Consider the following 23,597-nt stretch of genomic DNA (forward strand, 5'->3'; position numbering starts at 1 on the left):
GAGTCAGTCCTTCAGCCCCGGGAAGTCCTCCTCCCAGAACTCGCCGGTGTTGCGCGCGCCGTCGTGGACCGGGCCGCGGTCGTCCTCGGCGCCCCGGAGCTGCACGCGGCGGATCTTGCCGGAGATGGTCTTGGGCAGCTCCGCGAACTCCAGCCGGCGGACCCGCTTGTAGGGCACCAGGTGCTCGCGGGCGTAGCCGAGGATGGCGCGCGCGGTCGCGGAGTCGGGTGCGACGCCTTCGGCGAGGGTGATGTAGGCCTTGGGGACCGCGAGCCGCACCGGGTCGGGCGACGGCACCACCGCGGCCTCGGCGACGGCGGGGTGCTCGATGAGCACGCTCTCCAGCTCGAACGGCGAGATGCGGTAGTCGGACGCCTTGAAGACGTCGTCGGTGCGCCCGATGTAGGTGATGTAGCCGTCGCCGTCGCGGGACGCGATGTCGCCCGTGTGGTAGCGCCCGTTGCGCATGGCCTGCGCGGTGCGCTCCTCGCTGTCGCGGTAGCCGGTCATCAGCGCCACCGGGTCCCCGGCCAGGTCGACGCAGAGTTCGCCCTGCTCGGCGGGTTCTCCGCTGACCGGGTCCTCGAGCACGATGGTGAACCCGGGCAGGGGCCGCCCCATGGACCCGGGCCGCACCTCCTGGCCGGGCGGGTTGCCGACCTGCGCGGTGGTCTCGGTCTGGCCGAACCCGTCGCGCACCGTGATGCCCCACGCCCGCCGCACCTGCTCGATGACCTCGGGGTTCAGCGGCTCGCCCGCGGCGACGGCCTCGCGGATCGGCACGGACCACGCGCCGAGGTCGGCCTGGATCAGCATCCGCCACACCGTGGGCGGGGCGCAGAACGTGTCGACCCCGCAGCGGGCGATCTGCGCCAGCAGGCGCGCGGCGTCGAAGCGCTCCTGGTTCACGATCAGCACGGTCGCCTGCGCGTTCCACGGCGCGAACACGTTGCTCCACGCGTGCTTGGCCCAGCCGGGCGAGGAGATGTTGAGGTGGACGTCGCCCGGCGTGATCCCCACCCAGTACATCGTGGACAGGTGGCCCACCGGGTAGGACGTGTGGGTGTGCTCGACCAGCTTCGGCCGCGCCGTGGTGCCGGAGGTGAAGTACAGCAGCAGCGGGTCGTCGGCCCGGGTGGGGCCGTCGGGCGCGAAGTCAGGGGCGGTGTGCAGGGAGTCGCTGTAGTCGAGCCAGCCCTGCACCATCCCCACGGAGATGCGGGTCCAATGCCCCCCGGTCGCCGCGATCGCGGGGTGGTCGAACTTGGCGGTCTCGGCCGCGTTGGTGACGACGTGCGCCACCTGGCCGCGCTCCAGGCGGTCGGCGAGGTCGGCGCCGTCGAGCAGGGTGGTCGCCGGGATGATCACGGCACCGAGCTTGATGGCGGCGAGGGTGGTCTCCCACAGCTCGACCTGGTTGCCGAGCATCAGCAGGACGCGGTCGCCGCGGTGCACCCCCTGGGCGCGCAGCCAGTTGGCGAGCTGCCCGGAGCGCCGCGCCAGCTCCGCGTAGGTCAGCGCGGTCTCGGAGCCGTCAGGGTCGACGATGCGCAGCGCGGGGCGGTCGGGGTGCTCGGCCGCCGCCGCGTCGAAGTGGTCGAGCGCCCAGTTGAACTCCTCCAGCACCGGCCAGGTGAACTCGGCCGCCGCGCGCGGATGGTCCTCGCGCAGGTCGAGGAGCAGGTCGCGGGCTGCCCGGAAGGACTGGGCGGACGGACTCGGCACGGGCGCACCTCCGCTTGGGATCTGTGACTGCGGTCACTCTAACCGAGAAGGATGGTGCCGATGTGCCAGGTGGGGCGCCCGCTGCCGGGGCCGGTGCCCGCGCGCGCCGGGCGCCGTCGCCGAAAGGTAGCCGAATCGAGTCATCCGATCGGCTGGTGATCAGAGGATCGCTGTGCGAATGCGTCCTAGGATGTTGGCCGATGGACGAGTTGCGCGCGGATCAGGTGTCGTGGCGATTCGATGGTGCGGTCGGCCGACGCCGCCGCCCGGCGGATCGACGCTCCGACACGCCGCTCAGGACCTCGGGCGCGTGCCCGGCCGCGGGCACCGCCCGCCCCGCCGCCCCCCGCACATCCCACCGCACGCCGCCATCGCGCATCGGACCGCACGGCGCCGGCCGGATCGCCCCCCGCCTTGCGCGCGGTGCCGGCGGCCCCGCCGCCCGATGCGGGACCGGCCGCACGCACCCCGGCCCGCTGCGTGCCCGTACGGCCGCGGGCTCCGCGGGCGGGCGCGGCGCCGACGCGAGCACCCGAGCAGAGTCCCCGATGAAGAAGCCGGAGTTGTTAGCCCGGATCTAGCCTTCCGTCGGCCGGGGTGCGGAAGACCCCGGCCGTGCGCGCCGACCTTCGCCCCACCGGAGATCGGGCCCGGCCGCACCGCCGCGCACCGGCCTACCCCGCTGCGCTGTACCCGCGACCGGGCGCACAACGAACCACGAGCCACGTCTTGCAGAAGGGCGCCCCGCCATGCGTACGCAGTACCCGCCGATCGAGCCCTACGACAGCGGCATGCTCGATGTCGGTGACGGGCACCGGATCTACTGGGAGCTCTCCGGCAACCCCGCCGGAAAGCCCGTGGTGTTCCTGCACGGCGGCCCCGGCGCCGGCTGCTCCCCGGCGCACCGGCGGCTGTTCGATCCCGAGCGGTACCGGATCCTGCTGTTCGACCAGCGCAACTGCGGCCGGAGCACGCCCCACGCCAGCCGCATGGACGCCGACCTCCAGACCAACACCACCTGGACGCTGGTCTCGGACATCGAGCGGCTGCGCGTGCTGACCGGAGCGGAGCGCTGGCAGGTGTTCGGCGGGTCGTGGGGCAGCGCGCTCGCGCTCGCCTACGCACAGGAGCACCCCGAGCGGGTCACCGAACTGATCCTGCGCGGGATCTTCACGCTGCGCAACGAGGAGGTGCGCTGGTTCTACCAGAGCGGGGCCTCCTTCCTCTTCCCCGACCTGTGGGAGTCCTACCTCGCCCCCATCCCCGAGGCGGAGCGCGAGGACCTCATCGGCGCCTACGCCGAGCGGTTGAACTCGGCGGACCCGGAGGTGCGGCGGCGCGCGGCGACCGCGTGGAGCGTCTGGGAGGGCTCCACGGTCACCCTGCTGCCCGACAAGGACGTGCGCGCGGTCCACGCCGAACCCGACTTCGCGCTCGCCTTCGCCCGCATCGAGAACCACTTCTTCGTGCACGGCGGGTACTTCAGCCCGGGCCAGCTCATCGAGAACGCGGGGCGGCTGCGCGACATCCCCGGCGTCATCGTGCAGGGCCGCTACGACGTGTGCACCCCGGCGAAGACGGCGTTCGACCTGCACCGGGCCTGGCCCGAGGCGGAGTTCCACCTCGTCGACGACGCCGGGCACTCCGCCGCCGAGCCCGGCATCCTGCACCGGCTCATCGAGGCGACCGACCGGTTCGCCGACGCCTGAGAATCGCGGGCGTGACCGCCGGTTCCGCGCCCCCGGCGGGGCTAGGGTCGGCAGCGGCGAGCAGGACCGACAACGCGCGAAAGGGCCCAAGGATGCGGGTGAACGTCGATTTCGACCAGTGCGAGAGCAACGCGGTGTGCATGGGCATCGAGCCCACCGTGTTCGAGGTGCGCGACGACGACTTCCTCTACGTCCTCCAGGAGGAACCGCCCGAGGCGCTGCGGGCGAAGGTCGAGGAGGCCGCGCGGATGTGCCCGAAGCAGGCGATCAGCGTCGAGGGCTGAGCGCGGTCCGGCGGCGGCGCCCGCTCCGGCGGACCGCCGCTGCGGACCGGCGCGGGTGCGTCAGCCGCGCACCCGCGCCAGCGCGTCCGCCCAGGTGGTGGGCTCCGCGAGCAGCGCGCGGTGCCGCATGACCTTCGGTGTGGAGCGCAGGCCCAGCACGCCGGTGAGCATGCCGCCGGTGCCGAGGAACGCGACGAACTTGCGGTCCTCCGGGGAGCCGTGGACGAACTCCACGGTGTCGGCCGGCGCCGCGCGGCCCAGCAGCTGGATCTTCATGCCGTACTGGTCGGACCAGAAGTAGGGCACCGGGGTGTAGGGGCGCCGCGCGCCCTCGCCCGCGAGCAGGTTGTGCACCGCCGCGGCGGCCTGCTCTCCGGCGTTGGTCCAGTGCTCCAGGCGCACCCGGCCGCCGTAGCGCGGGTGCGGCCAGCTCGCGAGGTCGCCGGCGGCGTAGACACCGGGGACGCTGCTCTCGCAGAACTCGTCGCAGCGCACGGCCCCGTCGGCGTCAAGGGCCACCCCCGACCCGGCGAGCCATTCGGTGTTCAGCCGCACGCCGAGCCCCGCGACCACCAGGGACGCCTCGACCGCCGAACCGTCGGCGAGGCGCACGCGCTCGACCCGCCCGTCGCCCTCGAAACCGGTGACCCCGACCCCCAGGCGGAGGTCGACGCCGTTGTCGCGGTGGAGTTCGGACAGGACCGACCCGACCCGCGGGTCGACGGCCCGCAGCAGCGGGGTCGCCGCCGCCTCGATCAGGGTGACCTCCAGGCCGAGCGCGCGGGCACTCGCGGCGACCTCGGCGCCGATGAACCCGGCGCCGACGACGACCACCCGGCCGCCGGCCTCGAACCCGGAGCGGACCGCCTCGGCGTCGGCGATCGTCCGCAGGGTGTGGACGCCGTCGAGTCCGGTGCCGGGGCGGTGCGCCCGGGCGCCGGTGGCGACGACCACCCGGTCCGCGGCGAGCGTGCTGCCGTCGGCCAGTTCGACGGCCCGCTCCGCGGGCAGCAGCCGGTGCGCCCGCGCGCCGAGCCGCAGGTCGACGTCGAGGGCCGCGAACTCGGCGTCGGTGCGCAGCTCGGTGCTCTTGGGCGAGCCCTTGCCGGTCAGGACCTCCTTGGACAGCGGCGGACGGGAGTAGGGGTGCGCGGCTTCGTCGCCGACCATCGTCACCGTGCCGTCGAAGCCCGCCTCGCGCAGCGCCTCGGCCGTGTGCAGGGCGGCCATGCCCCCGCCCGCGATGACGACATTGCGCATCCCCGTGTCCTCCGCTTTCCTCGCCCGTTCAACCACAACAACCCGGCGCAGTCTGCCATGCCCGGGTCCGGGCCCCTCAGATCGGGCGGATCTCGCCGACCGGCTCGCCCTTGCCGAGGACGGCGCCGCGCGTGAGCTCGGCCGCCGGCGCGGTGTCGACGCCCAGTGCCGCCATCGCGGTGAGCGCCACCATCGTGCGGGAGCGGGTCAGCGGGTCGCCGTCGCTGATCTTGACGGCGGTGGTCCGGCCGTCGGCGGACGTCATCACGATGACCCCCTCGGCGCCGGACTTCGCGCTCACCCCGGGCAGCCGCCGCATCAGGACGGTGTCGTCGCGGCCCTCGCCGGCGACGGAGGCGGGGTGCTCGCGCATGGCGCGCAGCACCGCGGCCGCGTCGCCGTCGGGCGGCGCCAGCGCCATGGCCCGCATGCCCCGCGCGAGGCCCAGCAGCGATATCGCGAACTGCGGGGCGCCGCAGCCGTCGACGGTGGTGTGCGCCACGGTCTCGCCGCACAGCTCCTCGATGGTCGCGCGCACCAGCAGTTGGAGCGGGTGCTCGGGGTCGAGGTAGTCGGCCGTGCTCCAGCCCTGCCGGACGCAGGCGGCGAGCATCGCGGCGTGCTTGCCGGAGCAGTTCATCCGGACGCGGGCCGGCCCGGCGCCGGCCGCGCGCAGCGCGGTGCGCGCCACCGGGTCGAGCGGCCGGTCGGGCGGGCAGCCCAGTGCCGAGGCGTCGATACCGGAGTCGCGCAGGATCTTCTCGACGGTCTCGACGTGGGCGTCGGTGCCGGTGTGGCTCCCCGCGGCGATGGCGAGCGCCGCGCCGGAGAGCGGTGCGCCCGCGCGCAGGCACGCCAGCGCCTGGAAGGGCTTCGCGGAGGAGCGGGGCAGCATCGGCGCCTCGACCCCGCCGCGGGCGTAGTCGAGCTCGCCGGCCGCCGACAGTCCGGCGACCGAGCCGTAGTGCACACCCTCGCGGAAACCGGAGCGGACCACTTCTGCCACGGGTACGTGGGACGGGAGTGGGCGGTCGGTCATGGTGGGCTCCCTGTCCGTAGCGGGGGCGGCCCCTGGTGTGGCGGGTGGTGCGGGGGTACCCCCTCGGGCCGCGATGCCGAGGATAGTTGCCGTTGTCGTCGTTCGTCACTGTTCATCCGGAATGTGCGGTCCGCCGGTCGGCGCCGCCGACCGGGCCCGGGTGTCGGCACCGGCGGATAGGGTCGGGCCCGATGGATCATGAGGCCGCGGTGCGGCGCCCGGGCCCGCGCGGCTCGCGCGGCCCGGACCCCGGTCGGCGGCGAGGCGAGCGGAAAGGCCACGGAGTGGGTCACGCGGTGGGTCACCGAGCGGGACACGCGGCACGCGATGCGAGGCGCGGCCGGGCGGCCCCCGGCACGTGGGGGCTGCGCACGGGGGCGCTCACCCGCGCCCGCACGGGGCTGCGCGCCCGCGACCTCCACTACGCGGTGGTCGACGTCGAGACCACCGGCCTCGACCCCGCCCAAGGCGCGCGGGTCTGCGAGATCGCCGTGGTCCGCATGGCGGGCGACGGCACCGTGCTCGCCGAGTTCAGCACCCTGGTCGACCCCGGCGCGCCGATCTCCGGCCAGGAGTTCCACGCCATCGAGCCCAGCGACCTCGTGGGCGCGCCCACCGCGGCCGACATCGTCGAGCCGCTCGCCACCATGCTCTCCGGAGCGGTCGTCGTCGGGCACAACCTCGACTTCGAGGAGCGGTTCCTCGCCGCCGAGTTCGGGCCGCTGGGTCTGCGGTCGGGCCTGCCGGGGCTCTGCACCCTGCGCACGCTGCGCGCGCAGATCGACCTGCCGCGCTACTCGCTGCCGCGCGCCAGCCACACCCTGAGCGGGCACTGGCCCACCGGGCAGCACACCGCCATGGGCGACGCCCGTGCGTGCGCCCAGCTCCTCGCCGAGCTGATCCGCAGCGCGCCCGGCGACCTCTGGTACGACGGCCCGCTGCCGAAGCTGCTGGGCGGTGCCGCGCCGCGGCGCGGCCTCGACGGCCTCCGCCTGAAGTCGCGCACCTCGCGCGATGTCGCCGACGTCCCGCTGCCCGACGGCCCCGGCCGGCGCACCGCTCCGCTGCGCGTCCCGGTGCGGTGGTCGGCGCGGTGGCGCGACCTCGAACTCGACCCCGTCCAGTGCGCCGGCCCGTTCTCCGCCGAGCAGCGGGTGCGCGCCGCGGCCGACGCACGGCGCCGCAGGTTCCGCGCCGAGGCGGTCTCGGCCGGGGTCGCGCTCGCCGGGGCGCTGGCCATCAGCGGCGCCGTGGGCGTGCTGCGGCGCCGCCTCCGGTCGCCGTGAACCGGGCCCGGTGAGCGCGCCGCCCCCGGCGGGCGGCCGTCAGAGTCCCGACAGGGCGAGGAAGAACGCCACGATGGCGATGCTGCCGCCGAGCGTCGTCACCGCGGCGCGGCCGGCTTCGGTGAGGCGGGCCGGCACCAGGGCCAGGCGGGCGCCCTGCCGGGTCGGCGCGGTCGCGCTCGGGGTGAGGACGGCGGGGACGCGGTTGAACATCGCGATGGCGACGAACACGGCACCGAGGGCGAGCAGTGCGAGGGACACCTGGATTCCTTCGGGGGGTCGCGGGATCCGACGGTGCCCGATTCTGGCGCACGGCAGGCGCATTCGGCGGGAGAAGTACCGCGAACGCCGGGCGTGTCCGAGAACTACTACTTCGAGTTACTTTGTCTGACTCTGTGTAGCGAAACCGGCTTCGGTGGCGCGGGTCGCGGTGCCGGTGTCGACCCCGAGCGCCCGGAGGGTGAACTCCGTGACGAGCGTGTGCGCCTCGGCGAGCGTGGCCTCCCCGCGCAGCAGCGGGAGCCGCTGCGCGCCGATCATCGCCAGGACCAGCTTCGCGGCGCTCTCGGCCGGCACGGTGCGGAACTCGCCCTCGGCGGCGCCTTCGGTGAGGATCGCGGCGAGCATCCGCTGCATGGGCGCCACGTGGTCGGCGAGCGCCTGGTAGGCGGCCGGCCCCAGGCTCGCCCCCAGCTCGGCCGCCGCCGGGTGCGGGTGCTCGACGATCCCCTCGATCTGGAACCGGACGAACGCGGCGAGGCGCTGGGCCGCCGAGGAGTGGCGCGGCAGCTCCTCGGTGTAGCGCGCCATGATGTCGGTGGTGACCTGGTCGGTGAACGCGAGCAGCAGGGCCGGCTTGTCGGGGAAGTAGTTGTACAGCGCCGTGCGGGTGATGCCCGCCTCGGCGGCGACGTCGGTCATGGAGATCTCGTCGATGCCCTGCGTGCGGGTGAGCTCGGCGACCGCCGCGACGATCCGCTCGCGGGTCTGCGCGCGGTGGGCGGCGATGGTCGGGGCCGAGATCTTGGGCATGCCCCCATGGTGGCACGCCCGGCCCGGCGGCCGCTCAGACCGCGCTGCGCGCCCTGCCGAGGTCGGCGAAGACCTCGATGTTGCAGCGGTAGGCCGCTCGGGTCTCGGCGATGACCCGCTCCTGCTCGGCCGCTTCGACGGGCAGGGAGTCGAGCAGGGCGCGGTAGCGGTTCTTGAACTTCGGCAGGCTCCCGATCGCGGCGAAGTCGTAGAACGAAGCGCCGTCGCCGTCGCCGAACCCGTAGGCGGCCCGGACGGCCTTGCGGATGAACTGGCCGCCGGAGAGGTCGCCGATGTAGCGGGTGTAGTGGTGGGCGACGTAGCCGGCCGGCCACTGGGCGGTGGCCCTGATGCGCGCCGCGTACTCGCCGGTGGCGCGGGTGGCCTCGATCCGGGAGTGCCAGTTGGGGCCGAGGAGCAGGGCGAGGTCGCGCCGCAGCGCGGGCAGCCGGAACAGCTCGGGGATGAGGAACGGCCCGGCGACGGGGTCGTCGGCGAGTTCGCGGCCGACGTCCTCCAGCGCCGCGTAGGCGAAGTAGTGCTGGGCGACCAGCGCGGTGTAGTCCTCGCGCGGCAGGGTGCCCGCGAGGAGGGAGTCGGTGAACCCGTGGTTCTCGGCGGCCTCGTGCAGCCCCCAGGTGGCGGCCTTGAGCCGCTCGGAGAACAGGGCCGGTTCCGCGTCGGTCGTGCCGGTGCTCACGGTCGGGAGCCTCCCCTTGCGGTGGGACGTACCGTGCGAAAAGCGGATGGCCGTTCCATTGCCGGACATCGTACTGACATGATGTCAGCAAGTGGGGGACCGGTGTCAAGTGGGTGACGACACACTGTCAGAACCCCGGTGAGAACCGCGAGCGGCGCGCCCGCATAGCCGGGTTCCGCCGCCGCGGTGGCGGGGTTCCCGGCGGGGTTCCCGGCAGTGATTCCAAAAAGCCGGATGCGGCCACGCAGTGCGGGGCTGCGGGCGGCCGCGGCGGGGATCGGTATCCTGGCTTGCGCCGCACCCGTGCGGTGGAAGGTGCCGGTGTGGTCGAACCGGTGGAGTTGGGGGTGCGGTACACCGCCCGGGTCGACCCCAGGCGCGTCCCGCACGATCCGTTCGGCCGCAGGGGGTAAGCAGGGGGATTGTGCAGAACCGGGCCGTTCGCGGCCGCCCGCCGCAACCCGCACGCGGGTAGGCCTCATCGCCCCTCCGCACGGCGCGGCCCCGCTCGGGCGGGCAGGGCTCCCGGCGGCGCGGCGGGCACCGAGGCAGAGGAACCGGTCGACGTAGAGGCGATGTGTGGATACCAGCAGAACTGAGCACGACCGCGCCGCTATGACGGATGTCTCGGCAGCGGGCCACTTCGCCATGGGCGCCGGACCCGCCTCCGCGGCGGCCGGCTCCGGCGCCGCCGCGGGCCCCGACACCATCGAGATCCTGCTGGTCGAGGACGACCCGCAGGACGCGTTCCTGGTCGAGGAGCTACTCGCCGACACCCCGCTCAACAGCAGCATCACCTGGGTGGCGTCCCTCGACGCCGCACGTCCCTACCTGCGCGGGTTCCGCGGCTGCGTGCTGCTCGACCTCAACCTGCCCGACGCCACAGGGCTGGGCGTCCTGCGCGAGGTCCTCACCGGCGCCGAATCGGCGGCCGTGGTGGTGCTCACCGGGCACGACGACGAACACGAAGGCATCGCCGCGCTCGCGGCCGGCGCACAGGACTACCTGGTCAAGGGCAACGTCGACGGTTCGCTGCTGGCACGCAGCCTGCGGTACTCCATCGAGCGCAAGCGCTCCGACGAGAACGCCCGCCAACTGCACCAGGCCCAGCTCTACGCCCGCGAGAACCTCCGCCTGGAGCGCGGCCTGCTGCCGCAGGTGCTGCTCGACCGCTCCCCGCTGGTCCACAGCGCGTTCTACCGGCCCGGGCGCAAGCGCTCCCTGGTCGGCGGCGACTTCTACGACGCCGTCGAGAAGGACGGCACCACGCACGTCCTCATCGGCGACGTCAGCGGGCACGGCCCCGACGAGGCCGCGCTCGGCGTCTGCCTGCGCATCGGCTGGCGGGCCCTTGTCATGGGCGGTGTGCGCGAGGAGGCCGTCCTCCCGGCGCTGGAGGAGATCCTCATCAGCGAGCGCGCCCAGGAGGAGATGTACGCCACCCTCTGCCAGGCCAGCCTCGACACCGGCAGCGAGACCGCGCGCATCCGGCTGCTGGGCCACCCGCCGCCGCTGATGATCGACAACGGCGTGGTCACCGAGCTGCCCGCCTCGCCCCGGCCCCCGCTCGGCGTGTACCCCGAGCCCGACGACCCCGTCGAGGAGTTCGCCCTGCCGCGCGGGGCGACCGTGATGTTCTACACCGACGGCCTGGTCGATGCCTACGACACCCCGCCCGAGCGGATCGGGGTCGCCGGCCTGCGGCGCATCCTCACCGGGACGCTCAGCGACGGTTCCGCGATCCGCGATCTCCCCGAACGCCTCATCGACCAGGTCGAGGCCCGCAACGGCGGGCCGCTCCAGGACGACGTCGCGATGCTCCTCATCACCCACGGCGCCCAGCGGTGAGCCGGTCCGATCCCACTGCGACCAAACCCGCTGCGACCGCCGACGACGCCAAGGCGCCGGACGCCGCCGAGACCGCCGCGCCGCCCGCCGCCACGGGGCTGCTGCGCCCCTGGTCGCTGCGCCGCCGCGTCACTGTGCTCCTCGCCGCCGTCGGGGTGGTGCTCATGGCCCTGGTCGCGACCATCACCGGGTCGGCGCTGACCGCTCGCGACGCCATGATGCGCCAGGTCGAGCAGCTCACCCCCGCGCAGAGCGCCGTCCAGCAGACCCTCGCGGCCTACCTCAACCAGGAGAACGGCGTCCGCGGCTACGCCATCACCGGCGAAACCGAGTTCCTCGACCCCTACCGCGAGGGCCGGTCGTCGCTGGAGCTGAGCCGGGAGCGTCTCGAAGGGCTCGCCGGCGACAACACCGACATCAACGCCGACGTCCGGGACCTCCTGGCGGCGGGGGAGGCGTGGCACGAGGACTTCGCCGTCCCGGTCGTCGCCGAGGTCGAGCGCGGCGACAAGGTGAGCGCCGCCCAGTACCGGCTCGGCCGCGAGCGCTTCAACGACCTGCGCGAGGCCGCCGACAAGGCGGAGCTGCGCATCGACCACGAGCTCGCGACGGCCGAGGACGGCCTCGGCCGGGCCACCCAGCAGCTCATCGCGCTGCTCGGCCTGGTCGGCGTGGTCGTCGTGGTCCTGTGCGTGTTCCTGTGGGTGATGTTGCAGCACTGGGTGCTGCGCCCGCTCGACGAGCTCGGGCGCCACCTCCAGCAGGTGTCCGACGGGTTCTACGCGCACCGCATCGAGCTGCAAGCGCCGCCCGAGATCCACCGCGTGGGCCGCGACGTCGAGGGCATGCGCGCGCGCATCGTCAGCGACCTGCACGAGGTCCGCACCGCCCGGCGCACCCTCCAGGAGCAGTCGGAGCTGCTGGGGCGCCAGACCGAGGAGCTGCGCCGCTCCAACATGGAACTGGAGCAGTTCGCCTACGTCGCGTCGCACGACCTCCAGGAACCCCTGCGCAAGGTGGCCAGCTTCTGCCAATTGCTCCAGCGCCGCTACCACGGGCAGCTCGACGAGCGCGCCGACTCCTACATCGACTTCGCGGTCGAGGGCGCCAAGCGGATGCAGACCCTCATCAACGACCTGCTCGCGTTCTCGCGGGTGGGGCGCACCAAGAACTTCCGCACCGTCGACCTCGGCACCGCCTACGACGACGCCCTGAGCAGCCTGGAGACCCGGCTGGACGAGGTGGGCGCCGTCGTCACCACCGACCACCTGCCCACCGTCACCGGCGACCGCACCCTGCTCACCCAGGTGTTCTTCAACCTCATCGGCAACGCCGTCAAGTTCCGCGGCGACCATCCGCCGAAAGTCCACATCAGCGTCGAACGCGAGAAGGACGAATGGGTGTTCTGCTGTGCTGATAATGGGATCGGCATCGAGAAGCAGTACGCCGACCGGATCTTCGTGATCTTCCAACGGTTGCACACCCGCGACAAGTACAGCGGCACGGGCATCGGCCTCGCCATGTGCAAGAAGATCGTGGAGTTCCACGGGGGGCGCATCTGGTTGGGTGAGCGGGCGGATCCCGAGCAGACGGGGACCCGCATCTGCTGGTCGCTGCCCGTCGATGCCGCACCCGACGACGGTGCCGGGGCGGACTCCGCCGCCTCGGCCGCAGATCCGGCCGAGGCCGCCGGGCAGGACGAGAAGGTCTGAGGAATTGAGCGAGGTCACGATGGTGCAACCCATTGAGGTGCTGCTGGTCGAGGACGACCCCGGCGATGTCCTCATGACCAAGGAGGCGTTCGAGGAGCACAAGGTGGGCAACCGCCTGCACGTGGTCTCCGACGGCGTCGAGGCGCTGCGCTTCCTCCGCCGCGAGGGCGAGTTCGCCGACGTCCCGCGCCCGCACCTGATCCTGCTCGACCTCAACCTCCCCCGCAAAGACGGCCGCGAGGTGCTGGCCGAGGTCAAGAAGGACGCGAACCTCTCGGCCATCCCCATAGTGGTGCTCACGACCTCCGAAGCCGAGGAGGACATCCTGAAGAGCTACCAGCTGCACGCCAACGCCTACGTCGCGAAACCGGTCGACTTCGACCAGTTCATCCAGGTGGTGCGGCAGATCGACGACTTCTTCGTGACCGTGGTCCGGCTGCCCAAGGGGTAGGACGGCCGCACCGCCCCGGCGGCGCGCGCCGCCGGGACGGGCCCGATCCGCGCCACGGGCGCCGTACTCCGGGAGCCGGGCCGCGCACTGGGCTACCGTTGGCCCCATGAGCCTGCCGCAACCGCGTGATCCCGCCGGCCCTTACCGCATCTGCGTCGTCTGCCTCGGCAACATCTGCCGTTCGCCGATCGCCGAGCAGGTCCTGCGCGTCGAAACGGCGCGCGCCGGGCTCGGTTCGGCGGTGCGCATCGACAGCTCCGGCACCGGCAGCTGGCACATCGGCGCACCCATGGACCCGCGGGCCGCATCGGCGCTGCGCATGCACGGCTACGGCACCGAGCACGTGGCGCGCCGGTTCGACCCCGAGTGGTACGGCTCGCGCGACCTCTTCCTCGCCATGGACCTCGACAACCTCGACGACCTGCGCGCGCTCGCGCCCGACCCCGAGACCGCGCAGGAGCGGGTGCGGCTGTTCCGCGCGTTCGCGCCGGGACTCGGCCCGAACCCCGAGGTGCCCGACCCCTACTACGGCGGCGACGACGGCTTCGCCGCCGTCCTCTCCATGGTCGACGCCGCGGCGAAGGGCCTCACCGACGACCTCGCCGCCCTTCTCGGCCCCGCCCGCTGAACCCCGCCGCACCGCCCCCGTCCCGCAACCCCCCGAGGAGGAGCGCCAGCGTGGAGCCCGTCGCCAGTCGAGTCGCCGAGCTGAGCGGCCGCGAGGTCACCGCTGAGTTCCCCCTGGGCACCAGCCACGCCTGGGAGCTGTACCGGGTCGAGGTCGAAGGGGGGACCTCCTTGTTCGTCAAGGCGCTCGCGCGCGAGAGCGCCGAGTTCGGGTCCGCCGGCCCGTTCCGCGCCGAGGCGCTCGGGCTCGACTGGCTCGGGCGGTCCTTCGGCTCGCCGGTGCCCGAGGTCGTGGGCTGGGACTCCCACACGCTAGTCACCTCCTGGATCGAGCAGACCGAACCCGGCCCGGAGGCGGCCGAGCAGCTCGGCCACCAGCTCGCCGCCATGCACACCGCCGGAGCCGACGCGTTCGGCGCGAGCTGGAACGGCTACATCGGGCCGCTGCCGCTCGACAACACCCAGTCGGCGTCCTGGCCGCGGTTCTACGCCGAGCAGCGCCTGGAGCCCTACCTCCGCCGCGCCGCCGACCGCGGCGCCCTCACCCCGGCCGACTGCCGGATCGTGGAGAAGGTCATGGACGCCGTCGAGGTGCTCGCCGGCACGCCCGAACCGCCCGCGCGCATCCACGGCGACCTGTGGAACGGCAACGTGCTCTGGCACGAGGGCGGCGCCACCATCGTCGACCCCGCCGCGCACGGCGGCCACCGCGAGGCCGACCTCGCCATGCTCTCCCTGTTCGGCTTGCCACATCTGGACAGGGTGCGCGACGCCTACAACCACGCGGCGCCGCTGGCGTCCGGCTGGCGCACCCGCATCGCCTTGCACCAGCTCCACCCGCTTCTCGTGCACGTCTGCTTGTTCGGGGCGGCCTACCGCACCACGGCGATGGAGGCGGCCCGCACCGCACTGCACGGCCCTCAGTGACCACACGGACACGCACCGTGCACGTCCGTCGCGGTGGCGGATCCGCGCGCGCCGGTCGCCCCTTCGCAGCGGTGGGAGGCGTGCTCTAAAGTCGGGCCCGTGAGTTGGCCTGGAGGAAACCAGCAGGACGGTCAGTGGGGTCCCCCCGGGGGCTATGGGGCGAACCCGCCCGGTTACGGGGGGCAGCCGCCCGGCTATGGCGGCGGCCCGTACCCGCCGTCCGGCCAGGGCCGCCCGCCCGGGGGCATCAGCCCGATCATGGTGGCGGTCCTCGCCATCGTGCTCATCGCCGTGCTCATCATCGCGGTCGCGGTGGTGGTGGTCACGCTGCGCAAGGAGTCCGTGCAGGCCGTCCCGCCGTCGCCGGCGTCGCCAGCCCAGACCGCCACCCCCGCACCCGAGACCACCGAGCCGGAGCCGTCGGAGTCGCCCGAGGAGGCGCTGGTCGAGGACGGCTGGCAGCAGGTCCGGTCCACCAAGTACGGCCTGATCTACGAGGTCCCCAAGGACACGGGCTGGGTCGTCGGCTCACCGGGCGCCATGCGCGGCTGGGAGGACGACGAAACCGGCGAGGTCACCAGCATGAGCGGCACCGCCGGGTACCGCGACGGGTACAAGTGCAAGCACCGCTCGCTCGCCGAGTTGGGCACCCGCGGCATCACCGACTCCGACGACACCAAGACGATGGGCGAGGGCGTCGGCCAGGACTGGGCCCTCGCCGCCTACACCACCAAGACCGGCAAACCCGTCGTGAGCACCCGTTCGGTGAAGTCGTTCAAGGCGAACGGGCTCAAGGGCCACCACACGGTCGTCGACGTCAAGGTGAAGATCGAGGAGAAGGGCTGCGACCCCGCCACCGCGCAGGTCCACACCGTGGCGGTCCCCGACGGCAAGGGCAGCCGGATCCTGATCATCGACGTGCACACCGGGGTGAAGGGCGCGCTGAGCGGCAAGCAGGTCGCCAAGATCGCCGGCACCCTCCGCGACGTCGACCACGAACTGAAGGACTAGAAGGACTAGAAGTACGCCGCTCTTTGCACCGACCCTGCGGAGAGCGGGTCCTTCGACTGCGGGGGATTTTCGGCGGAAACCGCAACTCCACGCTCGGTGGAGAGACTCGATTCCGCATGATCGCCGCAGAACGCGCGTGCCGGGGCACGGCGCGCGCCGTGCCGGGACCGCGTCCTCGGTCGGTCCCGGCGCCCATTACCCCGGGGGTAATCGCCGCGGAGCGCCTGCCCTGGAAGGGTTGGCGGGCCCCCGCGACGGAGGACCCGGGCCAGAACGGAAAGGTCGATCATGTCCATAGCCGCACCAGCGAAAACGCGCACGGTGGTCGAGGAGCTGCTGCGCCGGATCGGCGAGGGCGACCCCGAGCGCATAGCCGAACTGTATGCCGAGCAGGGCGACTGGAAGCTCGACTGGCCCGAGGCCGAGCACGGACGCGCCGCCACACCGTGGATCCGGCACCGCTCCACCCGGGCCGACGCGGCCGCGCACTATCGCGAACTCGCCGACCACCACGTGCCGGAGGATGTGGCGACCGAGGTCGAACGCGTCCTCGTCGACGGAGACCACGCGGTCGTGCTCGGCGTGATCCGGCAGACCGCCCGGTCCACAGGACGTGCGTATCACGCGCGGTTCGCTCTGCACCTCACTGTCGAGGACGGCCTCGTCACCCGGCACCATGTCTACGAGGACAGCCTCGCCGTCGCCCAGGCGTTCGCGGCGGAGAATCGGGAGTAGGCCCATCGGGCGGACTCCGAGAAACCGCAACTCCACGCTCGGTGGAGAGACCCGATTCCGCATGATCGCCGCAGAACGCGCGTGCCGGGGCACGGCGCGTGCGCCGTGCCCCGGGTGCGGTGCCCGCGGGGGCTACCGCTTCTTGCCGTTGGCGGGACCGTCCGACCCCGGCGTCCAGTTGAGCACGCTGGCGCGCTCCATGAACTCCTCGGTCGTGATGTCGCCCTTGGCGAAGCGCTCGGACAGCACCCGCTTGGCGACCGTCTCCGGCGCTTCGGGACCGGTCACCCACGGCGGGCGGCCCTTGCCCATGCCCTTGCGGATCAGGAAGAAGGCTGTTCCGAGGAGCAGCAGCAGGATCAGGCACATGAGGACTCCCATGACAGGTTGGAACGGAGGCGGGCCGGCACCCCAGGGAGGGCCGTGCCGGCCGCCCCACTCGGGTGGCGCCGCCATGACGACGGCGAGCGATGTGTTCAGTGCGGTGCCCATGGACAACAGCGTCGCCGCTCACCCCTACGCACGTCGTCACCGCGGGCGCTGATCTTCGGCTACGCGGGGCGCGGTAGTGGCGCTACGCGTTTCGGCGGACGCCTCCCGCCGATCGTCAGGGCTATGGTCGACCAATCGGGGTCGCGCGGTGGGCCGTCCTCGGCTATGGGAGGGGGTGAGAGCGGTGCCCGGTGCGCGTGCACGCGGCGGCTTCCGGTCGGTGCTGTTCAACATCCCCTTGGCGCTGCTCATCGGTTTCATCTCGCTGGTGGCGGCCGCCGTGCACGCGTCCCCGACGAAGTGGGGGCCCGCACCGGCCGATTCGCCCGATCAGCCCGACGGCCCGCCGTGGGCCGACCCCGGCGCCGCCGGCCAGGGCGGCCCGTCGCCGTGGGAGCTGCCCTGGCCCGTCTACGTCTTCGTGCTGCTGTTGGTGGTGGCCATCGTCGTGCGCAGGCTGTGGCCGCGTTCGGCGTTCGCGGCCGCCGTCATCGGCACGGCGGGCTACCTCCTGTTCGGCGGCACGCTCGGGCCCGTCCTGGTCGGCCCGGCGCTGGCGCTGCTCGCCCTGTCGGCGGTCGTGCCCCTGCGCACGTGGGCGACCTGGGCGGTGCTGCTCGCCCCGATGCTCGTCGCCGCATCGGCCGACCAGCCCTATCTGGGGGCGTTCGCCTCCCAGACCTACAGCGGGTTCGCCTTCAGCCTCGCCTTCACACTGGCGCCCGCGGCGTTCGGTGCGGTGCGGCGCACCCGCGCCGAGGCGGCGCGCCGCGAACGGGAACAGGAGCTGCAAAGCTACGCGTTCGAGGAGCGCCTGCGCATCGCCAGGGAGGTGCACGACGTCGTCGGCCACAGCCTCTCGGTCATCACCATGCAGGCCGGTGTCGCGCTGCACGTCCTGCACAAGCGCCCCGACCAGGTCGAGACCTCCCTTGAGGCGATCAGGCGCACCAGCAAGGACGCGCTGGAGGAGCTGCGCGGCACGCTCGCGGTGTTCCGCGACCCCGGGCCCGAGGACCGCGACGCCCCGCTCCCCGGCCTGGACCGGCTGGACGACCTGGTGTCCGCGCTGGGCTCGGCGGGCAGGCAGGCCACCGTCCGCACCGAGGGCGCACCGCACCGCCCGTCGGGCGGCCCGGACTCCCTTGCCGAGCGCGAGCTGCCCGCTGCGGTGGACCACGCCGCGTACCGCATCATCCAGGAGGCGCTGACCAACGTCACCCGGCACGCCCCCGGCGCAACCGCCGACGTCCGGATCGTGCACGGCGACGACCGCCTCGTCGTGGAGATCACCGACGACGGCGCGCCGTTGCAGGGTGGCGCGCCGCGCGAGGGTAATGGGATCCTGGGCATGCGCGAGCGCGCCCGAGCCGTCGGCGGCACGCTCTACGCGGGGCCGCGACCCGACCACGGGTTCCGCGTCCGCGCCGAGCTCCCGCTCCCGGCGCACGAACGGGCCACCACCACCGCGTGGTGGGGGCGCGGGCGGCCCGACGACTCGGTGAGCCGGCCACCGGACACCCCGCCGACCAGCGGGGAGGCTGAGGAGACGCAGTGACGATCCGGGTGGCGATAGCCGACGACCAGGCGCTGGTCCGCATGGGCCTGCGGGTCCTCATCGAGGCCGAGGACGACCTGGAATTGGCGGGCGAGGCGGCCGACGGCCGCCAGGCGGTCGACCTGGTGCGCGCCCGCAAACCCGATGTCGTGCTGATGGACGTGCGGATGCCCGTCCTGAACGGCATCGCCGCCCTGCGCGAGATCGCCGCCGACGAGGCGCTGGCGGCGGTGCGGGTCGTCGTCCTCACCACCTTCGAGCTGGACGAGTACGTCTTCGACGCGTTGCGCGCCGGCGCCGCCGGGTTCCTCATCAAGGACAGCCACCCCGACGACCTGCTGCGCGCGGTGCGGCTCGCCGCCGACGGCGGGTCGCTGCTGTCGCCGTCGGTGACCCGCAGGGTCATCGCGTCGTTCACGGCCCGGCCGGGCCAGGTCCGGCGCCCGCGGCCGGAGCTGGCCCGGCTCACCGACCGCGAACGCGAGGTCCTCGCGCTGGTCGGCGAGGGCCTCACCAACGACGAGATCGCCGAGCGGCTGGTGGTCAGCCCGGCGACCGCCCGCACCCATGTCAGCCGGGCGATGGTGAAGCTGCACGCGCGCGATCGCGCCCAGCTCGTCGTCATCGCCTACCAGGCCGGGCTGGTCGACTGAGCGCGCCCGCGCCTGCCCGCGCCTGCCCGCGCCCGCCCGCACCCGCCCGGTCCTCTCTAGCCCTTCATGCTCCCCGCGAGCAGGCCGCGGACGAAGTAGCGCTGCAACGAGAAGAACACGATCAGCGGCACCACCATCGACACGAACGCGCCCGCGGTGAGGCGCTGCCACTCGTTGCCGCGGGTGCCCGCCATCTCGGCGAGCCTCGCGGTCAGCGGGGCGACCTCGACGCTGCCGCCGGCGAAGATCAGCGCCACCAGCAGGTCGTTCCACACCCACAGGAACTGGAAGATCGACAGCGACACCAGCGCGGGCACGGTCAGCGGAAGCACGATGGACCGGAAGATCTGGCCGTGCCCGGCGCCGTCGACCCGGGCGGCGTCGATGAGGCTGCGGGGGAGCTGCGAGATGAAGTTGTGCATCAGGAAGATCCCCAGCGGCAGGCCGAAGATGGTGTGCGGGATCCACACCTGGGTGAACTGGAACGCGCCCTGGAGGTCCCACGCCGGGAGCACCTGCACCCCGCCGACCACCAGCCCCTGCGAGAACAGGGTCAGCAGCGGGACGAGCGCCATCTGCAACGGCACGACCTGGAGGGCGAAGATCCCGACGAAGATCCAGTCGCGGCCGGGGAAGTCCATCCACGCGAGCGCGTAGGCGGCGAGCGCGGCGAGGGTCACCACGAACACCATGGTCGGCACGGCGATGCTGAACGAGTTGATGAAATAGCTGGCGAGCTGCCCGGACGACGGGCGGCCGAACAGCACCTCCTGGTAGTTGCGCAGGGTCGTCTCGGGCGACGTGAAGAACGTCCACCAGCCCGTGGTCTTGATCTGCTGCTCCGGGCGGAACGACGAGATCAGCAGGCCGGCGGTCGGCACTGTCCACAGCACGGCGATCACCACGGCGACGGCCGAGGCGGCACGGGTCGACAGGCGCGCGCCGACCCGCCCGACGGCGGTGCCGCGGGGCCGGGTCGCCGCCGTCGCGGGCGGGCGCGGGTCCGGGCTGCTCACTGGGTCTCCCTGCTGCGTCGGTTGTTCCGGATCTGCACCGCGACGAGCGGCACCACGAGCACGAACAGGAACACGGCCAGCGCGGACCCCTTGCCGTACTCGTTGTAGCGGAACGCCTGGTTGTACATCTCGTTCGCCATGACGGAGGTGTCGAAGTTGCCGCCCGTCATGGTGCGCACGATGTCGAACACCTTCAGGGTCTGCACGGAGATGGTGATGAGCACGACCATCACCGTCGGCCAGATGCTCGGCAGGGTGATGTGCCAGAAGAGCTGCCACCCGTTGACCCCGTCGATGCGCGCGGCCTCCACGAGTTCGGCGGGGATCGCCTTGATGGCGGCCGACTGCACCACCATGGCGAACCCGGCCTGGATCCACACCAGGACCACGATCAGCAGCAGGGTGTTCAGGGGGCCTTCGAGCAGCCACTGCCGGGGTTCGCCGCCGGCCCACACCACGGCCTGGTTGAGCAGCCCGATCTGGTCGGTCTCGGCCTGCCGGTAGGCGTAGACGAACTTCCAGATGATCCCGGCGCCGACGAAGGAGATCGCCATCGGCAGGAAGATCAGCGACTTCGCGAAGGACTCGTAGCGCGCGCGGTCGACCAGGACCGCGTAGGTCAGCCCGATCCCCGTCGCCAGCAGCGGCGCGAGCAGCACCCACAGCAGGGTGTTGCCGAGGACCACCAGGATCTCGGGCTGGGTGAACATCCAGACGTAGTTGTCGAACCCCACCCACGCGGTGCTGGGGCCGTTCATGAACGACAGGAAGGTCGTGCGGATCACCGGGTAGACGAGCCCCACCAGGAGGAGCAGCGCCGCCGGGCCGAGGAAGCACAGCGCCTGCCAGTGGTCGCGGCGCGTCTTGGGCCCCCGGTCGACCAGCACCAGCAGCACACCGATGACGGCCATGAACGCCGCGATGCCGATGACCAGCCAGAGCAGCTTGGGGAGTTCCAGCAGAATGTCGAAACCCATGGGTTCCTCAGGAGTCGTGCGCCGGCGGCGCGCGGTCGAGCGTGGCAATGGGCGGCCGGGGCGGCGGTGTCGCACACGGCCCCGGCCCGGGGCGGGCGCGCGGTCGCCGACCGTGCGCCCGCCCCGTATCGGCTACTCGGGCCAGGACTTCTCGACGTACGTCAGCACCTCGCCGGTATCGTCGCCGTTGAGCCAGTTCGTCATGCCCTTCCAGAAGGTCCCCGATCCCACGGCCGCCGGCATGATGTCGGCGCCGTCCCAGCGGAACACGGTGTCGGGGTCGCGCAGCAGTTCCGCCGCGAGCCGGTCGTTGGGGTTCTTCAGCGCTTTCAGGTCGAGGTCCTGGTGCGCGGAGAACCAGGAACCGGCCTGGGCGCGCCGGTCGGCGTAGTCGACGGTCGCCAGGTACTCCTGGACGGCGACGACCTCGGGCCGCTCGGCGAACGCCGCGGTGAACTCGCCGCCGCCCAGCACCGGGGTGCCGACCGACTCGTCGATGGGCGGCAGGTTGAACGCGAACACGTCGCCGTCCTCGGCGATCTCGGTGTCCTCCGACCAGTTGGCCGCGTAGAACGTGCCCATCAGGTGCATGCCGCACTTCTGCTCGGCGACGGGCAGCCCCGCGTCCTGCGACGAGGTGGTGACGATGCTCTTGACGTCGCCGAAGCCCGCGTTGACATAGTCGGGGTTGCGCCAGATCCCGTCGACCCGGTCGAGCGCCTTCTCCACCTTGGGGTCGTCGAACGGGATCTCGTGCGCCACCCACTGGTCGTAGACCTCGGGGCCGTTCTCGCGCAGCATCACGTTCTCCACCCAGTCGGTGGCCGGCCACCCGGTGGCCTCGCCCGACTCGATGCCGGCGCACCACGGCTTGACGTCGGTGTCCGCCATGCTGTCGCTGAGCTTGATGAGCGCGTCCCAGGTCTTCGGGACCTCGTAGCCCTCCTCGGCGAAGAGCTTGGGTGAGTACCAGACGAGGCTCTTCACGTTCGCGCCGAGGGGCGTCCCGTACATCTCGCCGTCGTGGGTGGCGTAGGACAGCCAGTCCTTCGGGTAGCCGTCCTCGGCGCGCTTGCGCACCGTGTCGGGCAGCGGCTTCGCGTCGCCCGCGGCGGCGAACCGCTCCAGAAGGCCGGGTTGGGGGAAGAACGCGATGTCGGGGGCGTTGCCGCCGTCGACCCGCACCTGGATCTGCGCCTCGAACTCGGCGCTGCCCTCGTACTTGATGGTGATCCCGGTGCAGTCGGAGAACTTCTGCCACGCCTCCTGCATCCGCTCGCCCTCCTCGTCGCGGATGGAGGCGTAGATCTCCACGGTTTTGCCGTCGTGCCCCTGCCAGTCGGAGAACGCCTTGCAGTCGGCGGAGCCGGGGTCGGCGGCGCTGCCGCCGCCCGACAGGTATGAGCAGCCGGTCGACACGAGGACCAGGGGGATTGTCGCCGCGAGCAGGACGCGGCGGCGCGGAGTCATTGGCATGTGCAAACCTCCAGCGGGCCCGGTCGGCTGGTATAGACCAGGCTCTGACGACTGATGCAAGTGCCTTTGCGGCCCGATGTCCACAGCGGCGGGCGATCTCGCGTATAACGGTTGTGTTTCGACGCAGGCCGGACTGCCGCGACGATCCGGCGATTCGCGCCCGCCGCATCCCCGGCCCCTCTACGTTGTGCAGGAGTGCCGGAGCCACCGGTACCGACGGCAGGGAGGGGCCCCGGAGTGAATGGGCCGGCTCCGGACGCTGCGGAGGCCGCGATCCGGGTGGTGCTCGCCGACGACCACGCCATATTGCGGCGCGGCCTCGCGTCGGTGCTGGCGGGCGAGCCCGGCATCGAGATCGTCGGGCAGGCCGCCGACGGCGGCCACGCCGTGCGGATGGTCGCGGCCCTCGCCCCCGACGTCGTCCTCATGGACGTGCGCATGCCCGGTGTCGACGGCATCGAGGCGTGCGCCGAGGTGATCCGGGCGGCGCCGCGGACCAAGGTCCTCATGCTCACCATCAGCGACGAGGAGGCGGACCTGTTCGCCGCGCTGAAAGCGGGGGCGAGCGGCTACCTGCTCAAGACGGTCGCGGTGGAGGCGCTGGCCGATTCGGTCCGCTCGGTGGTGCGCGGGCAGTCGTTCATCGACCCGTCCATGGCGACCAAGCTCATCGCCGAGTTCGCGGAGCTGGCCGCCGCGGGCGGCGGCGCCGGCGCGCAGGACGCCGGGACCGAGTTGACACCGCGCGAGAACGAGGTGCTGCGCCTGGTGGCGCGCGGGCTGAGCAACCGGGGGATCGCCGGGCGGCTGGGCATCTCCGACAACACCGTGAAGAACCACGTTCGCAGCATCCTGGAGAAGCTCCGGCTGCACAGCCGCATGGAGGCGGCGCTGTTCGCCGTGCGCAACCACCTCTTCGGACCCGAATGACGGCGCACCGGCGCGCCGCGTCCGACCGCTGCTGCGACGACGGCGACGGCGACGGCGGCCCCGGTGCCCCGCGGACACCGGACGCCACTGCGCCCGGCGCGCCAGGGCCGCCGACCACCGCGGGTCCGGTGCGGCGCGGACGGCGGCGC

General features: G+C 72.8%; 23 protein-coding genes. 13 read left to right on the top strand and 10 right to left on the bottom strand.

Features of this window, described 5'->3' with window-relative positions; translation table 11 throughout:
- Window positions 1-3: 3 nt before the first annotated feature.
- The gene (locus CLV63_RS23075; protein ID WP_106585288.1) at window positions 4-1,725 is read right to left on the bottom strand and encodes an AMP-binding protein; all 1,722 of its coding nucleotides are present in this window, start codon (window positions 1,723-1,725) and stop codon (window positions 4-6) included.
- Between the two features lie 749 nt (window positions 1,726-2,474).
- On the opposite strand from CLV63_RS23075, the gene pip reads away from it, so the two are divergent.
- Window positions 2,475-3,434: a prolyl aminopeptidase gene (pip, locus tag CLV63_RS23080; protein WP_106585289.1), complete on the top strand. Its 960-nt coding sequence runs from the start codon at window positions 2,475-2,477 to the stop codon at window positions 3,432-3,434.
- A gap of 92 nt (window positions 3,435-3,526) precedes the next feature.
- On the top strand, window positions 3,527-3,718 hold the full coding sequence (locus CLV63_RS23085; RefSeq protein WP_106585290.1) for a ferredoxin: 192 nt from the start codon (window positions 3,527-3,529) through the stop codon (window positions 3,716-3,718).
- A 60-nt stretch (window positions 3,719-3,778) separates the two neighbouring features.
- Here CLV63_RS23085 and CLV63_RS23090 read toward each other — a convergent pair whose 3' ends face one another.
- Together CLV63_RS23090 and CLV63_RS23095 are read right to left on the bottom strand one after the other, a co-directional pair.
- Window positions 3,779-4,978, bottom strand: a complete 1,200-nt coding sequence (locus tag CLV63_RS23090; RefSeq protein WP_106585291.1) for an NAD(P)/FAD-dependent oxidoreductase — start codon at window positions 4,976-4,978, stop codon at window positions 3,779-3,781.
- A 76-nt stretch (window positions 4,979-5,054) separates the two neighbouring features.
- A complete protein-coding gene (locus CLV63_RS23095) occupies window positions 5,055-6,017 on the bottom strand; it encodes an asparaginase (protein WP_106585292.1) in 963 nt (320 codons plus the stop codon).
- A 365-nt stretch (window positions 6,018-6,382) separates the two neighbouring features.
- Here CLV63_RS23095 and CLV63_RS23100 point away from each other — a divergent pair, with 365 nt between their 5' ends.
- Window positions 6,383-7,303 carry a 3'-5' exonuclease gene (locus tag CLV63_RS23100; protein WP_449288805.1) on the top strand — a complete coding sequence of 307 codons (921 nt, stop codon included), beginning with the start codon at window positions 6,383-6,385 and terminating at the stop codon, window positions 7,301-7,303.
- A 39-nt stretch (window positions 7,304-7,342) separates the two neighbouring features.
- Here CLV63_RS23100 and CLV63_RS23105 read toward each other — a convergent pair whose 3' ends face one another.
- The 3 genes from CLV63_RS23105 to CLV63_RS23115 all read right to left on the bottom strand — a co-directional run bounded on the left by CLV63_RS23105 (window position 7,343) and on the right by CLV63_RS23115 (window position 9,035).
- The gene (locus CLV63_RS23105; RefSeq protein ID WP_106585294.1) at window positions 7,343-7,564 is read right to left on the bottom strand and encodes a hypothetical protein; all 222 of its coding nucleotides are present in this window, start codon (window positions 7,562-7,564) and stop codon (window positions 7,343-7,345) included.
- Window positions 7,565-7,681: 117 nt separating this feature from the next.
- Window positions 7,682-8,335: a TetR/AcrR family transcriptional regulator gene (locus CLV63_RS23110; protein ID WP_106585295.1), complete on the bottom strand. Its 654-nt coding sequence runs from the start codon at window positions 8,333-8,335 to the stop codon at window positions 7,682-7,684.
- 34 nt (window positions 8,336-8,369) lie between these two features.
- Window positions 8,370-9,035, bottom strand: coding sequence for a biliverdin-producing heme oxygenase (locus tag CLV63_RS23115; protein ID WP_245928999.1), 666 nt, complete (start codon window positions 9,033-9,035; stop codon window positions 8,370-8,372).
- A 615-nt stretch (window positions 9,036-9,650) separates the two neighbouring features.
- On the opposite strand from CLV63_RS23115, the gene CLV63_RS23120 reads away from it, so the two are divergent.
- The 7 genes from CLV63_RS23120 (at window position 9,651) to CLV63_RS23150 (ending at window position 16,346) form a co-directional block, all read left to right on the top strand.
- On the top strand, window positions 9,651-10,883 hold the full coding sequence (locus CLV63_RS23120; protein ID WP_211301435.1) for a PP2C family protein-serine/threonine phosphatase: 1,233 nt from the start codon (window positions 9,651-9,653) through the stop codon (window positions 10,881-10,883).
- A 101-nt stretch (window positions 10,884-10,984) separates the two neighbouring features.
- Complete coding sequence (locus CLV63_RS23125; RefSeq protein ID WP_245929004.1) at window positions 10,985-12,595, top strand: sensor histidine kinase; 1,611 nt, start codon at window positions 10,985-10,987, stop codon at window positions 12,593-12,595.
- 19 nt (window positions 12,596-12,614) lie between these two features.
- Window positions 12,615-13,046 carry a response regulator gene (locus CLV63_RS23130; protein ID WP_170134306.1) on the top strand — a complete coding sequence of 144 codons (432 nt, stop codon included), beginning with the start codon at window positions 12,615-12,617 and terminating at the stop codon, window positions 13,044-13,046.
- Window positions 13,047-13,152: 106 nt separating this feature from the next.
- Window positions 13,153-13,674, top strand: coding sequence for a low molecular weight protein-tyrosine-phosphatase (locus tag CLV63_RS23135; protein WP_106585297.1), 522 nt, complete (start codon window positions 13,153-13,155; stop codon window positions 13,672-13,674).
- 50 nt (window positions 13,675-13,724) lie between these two features.
- On the top strand, window positions 13,725-14,600 hold the full coding sequence (locus CLV63_RS23140; RefSeq protein ID WP_106585298.1) for a fructosamine kinase family protein: 876 nt from the start codon (window positions 13,725-13,727) through the stop codon (window positions 14,598-14,600).
- 99 nt (window positions 14,601-14,699) lie between these two features.
- Complete coding sequence (locus CLV63_RS23145) at window positions 14,700-15,611, top strand: hypothetical protein (RefSeq protein ID WP_146165634.1); 912 nt, start codon at window positions 14,700-14,702, stop codon at window positions 15,609-15,611.
- A gap of 288 nt (window positions 15,612-15,899) precedes the next feature.
- Window positions 15,900-16,346 carry a nuclear transport factor 2 family protein gene (locus CLV63_RS23150; protein ID WP_106585300.1) on the top strand — a complete coding sequence of 149 codons (447 nt, stop codon included), beginning with the start codon at window positions 15,900-15,902 and terminating at the stop codon, window positions 16,344-16,346.
- 132 nt (window positions 16,347-16,478) lie between these two features.
- Here CLV63_RS23150 and CLV63_RS23155 read toward each other — a convergent pair whose 3' ends face one another.
- Window positions 16,479-16,838, bottom strand: coding sequence for an SHOCT domain-containing protein (locus CLV63_RS23155; protein WP_245929000.1), 360 nt, complete (start codon window positions 16,836-16,838; stop codon window positions 16,479-16,481).
- A 184-nt stretch (window positions 16,839-17,022) separates the two neighbouring features.
- On the opposite strand from CLV63_RS23155, the gene CLV63_RS23160 reads away from it, so the two are divergent.
- Together CLV63_RS23160 and CLV63_RS23165 are read left to right on the top strand one after the other, a co-directional pair.
- Complete coding sequence (locus CLV63_RS23160) at window positions 17,023-18,396, top strand: sensor histidine kinase (protein ID WP_170134301.1); 1,374 nt, start codon at window positions 17,023-17,025, stop codon at window positions 18,394-18,396.
- Window positions 18,393-19,049 carry a response regulator transcription factor gene (locus CLV63_RS23165; RefSeq protein WP_106585301.1) on the top strand — a complete coding sequence of 219 codons (657 nt, stop codon included), beginning with the start codon at window positions 18,393-18,395 and terminating at the stop codon, window positions 19,047-19,049. Before CLV63_RS23160 ends, CLV63_RS23165 begins: the two co-directional genes overlap by 4 nt.
- Before the next feature lie 56 nt (window positions 19,050-19,105).
- Here the strand turns inward: CLV63_RS23165 and CLV63_RS23170 are convergent, their stop codons facing one another.
- The 3 genes from CLV63_RS23170 to CLV63_RS23180 form a co-directional block, all read right to left on the bottom strand.
- The gene (locus CLV63_RS23170) at window positions 19,106-20,065 is read right to left on the bottom strand and encodes a carbohydrate ABC transporter permease (protein WP_106585302.1); all 960 of its coding nucleotides are present in this window, start codon (window positions 20,063-20,065) and stop codon (window positions 19,106-19,108) included.
- Complete coding sequence (locus CLV63_RS23175; protein WP_106585303.1) at window positions 20,062-21,042, bottom strand: carbohydrate ABC transporter permease; 981 nt, start codon at window positions 21,040-21,042, stop codon at window positions 20,062-20,064. Before CLV63_RS23175 ends, CLV63_RS23170 begins: the two co-directional genes overlap by 4 nt.
- 132 nt (window positions 21,043-21,174) lie before the next feature.
- Entirely contained in the window at window positions 21,175-22,518 is a 1,344-nt protein-coding gene (locus tag CLV63_RS23180) for an ABC transporter substrate-binding protein (protein ID WP_106585304.1), read from the bottom strand.
- A gap of 237 nt (window positions 22,519-22,755) precedes the next feature.
- On the opposite strand from CLV63_RS23180, the gene CLV63_RS23185 reads away from it, so the two are divergent.
- Window positions 22,756-23,448: a response regulator gene (locus tag CLV63_RS23185; RefSeq protein WP_106585305.1), complete on the top strand. Its 693-nt coding sequence runs from the start codon at window positions 22,756-22,758 to the stop codon at window positions 23,446-23,448.
- Window positions 23,449-23,597 lie beyond the last annotated feature (149 nt).

The sequence above is a fragment of the Murinocardiopsis flavida genome (assembly GCF_003014485.1).
Taxonomy (GTDB): Bacteria; Actinomycetota; Actinomycetes; order Streptosporangiales; family Streptosporangiaceae; genus Murinocardiopsis; species Murinocardiopsis flavida.

What these genes read in the sequence shown, in the direction of transcription:
- CLV63_RS23135 (WP_106585297.1), top strand. Translation starts at nt 13,153, where the DNA reads ATGAGCCTGCCGCAACCGCGTGATCCCGCCGGCCCTTACCGCATCTGC.
- CLV63_RS23085 (WP_106585290.1), top strand. Translation starts at nt 3,527, where the DNA reads ATGCGGGTGAACGTCGATTTCGACCAGTGCGAGAGCAACGCGGTGTGC.
- CLV63_RS23095 (WP_106585292.1), bottom strand. Translation starts at nt 6,017, where the DNA reads ATGACCGACCGCCCACTCCCGTCCCACGTACCCGTGGCAGAAGTGGTC.
- CLV63_RS23130 (WP_170134306.1), top strand. Translation starts at nt 12,615, where the DNA reads ATGGTGCAACCCATTGAGGTGCTGCTGGTCGAGGACGACCCCGGCGAT.
- CLV63_RS23180 (WP_106585304.1), bottom strand. Translation starts at nt 22,518, where the DNA reads ATGCCAATGACTCCGCGCCGCCGCGTCCTGCTCGCGGCGACAATCCCC.
- CLV63_RS23110 (WP_106585295.1), bottom strand. Translation starts at nt 8,335, where the DNA reads ATGCCCAAGATCTCGGCCCCGACCATCGCCGCCCACCGCGCGCAGACC.
- CLV63_RS23090 (WP_106585291.1), bottom strand. Translation starts at nt 4,978, where the DNA reads ATGCGCAATGTCGTCATCGCGGGCGGGGGCATGGCCGCCCTGCACACG.
- CLV63_RS23175 (WP_106585303.1), bottom strand. Translation starts at nt 21,042, where the DNA reads ATGGGTTTCGACATTCTGCTGGAACTCCCCAAGCTGCTCTGGCTGGTC.
- pip (WP_106585289.1), top strand. Translation starts at nt 2,475, where the DNA reads ATGCGTACGCAGTACCCGCCGATCGAGCCCTACGACAGCGGCATGCTC.
- CLV63_RS23155 (WP_245929000.1), bottom strand. Translation starts at nt 16,838, where the DNA reads ATGGGCACCGCACTGAACACATCGCTCGCCGTCGTCATGGCGGCGCCA.
- CLV63_RS23150 (WP_106585300.1), top strand. Translation starts at nt 15,900, where the DNA reads ATGTCCATAGCCGCACCAGCGAAAACGCGCACGGTGGTCGAGGAGCTG.
- CLV63_RS23120 (WP_211301435.1), top strand. Translation starts at nt 9,651, where the DNA reads ATGACGGATGTCTCGGCAGCGGGCCACTTCGCCATGGGCGCCGGACCC.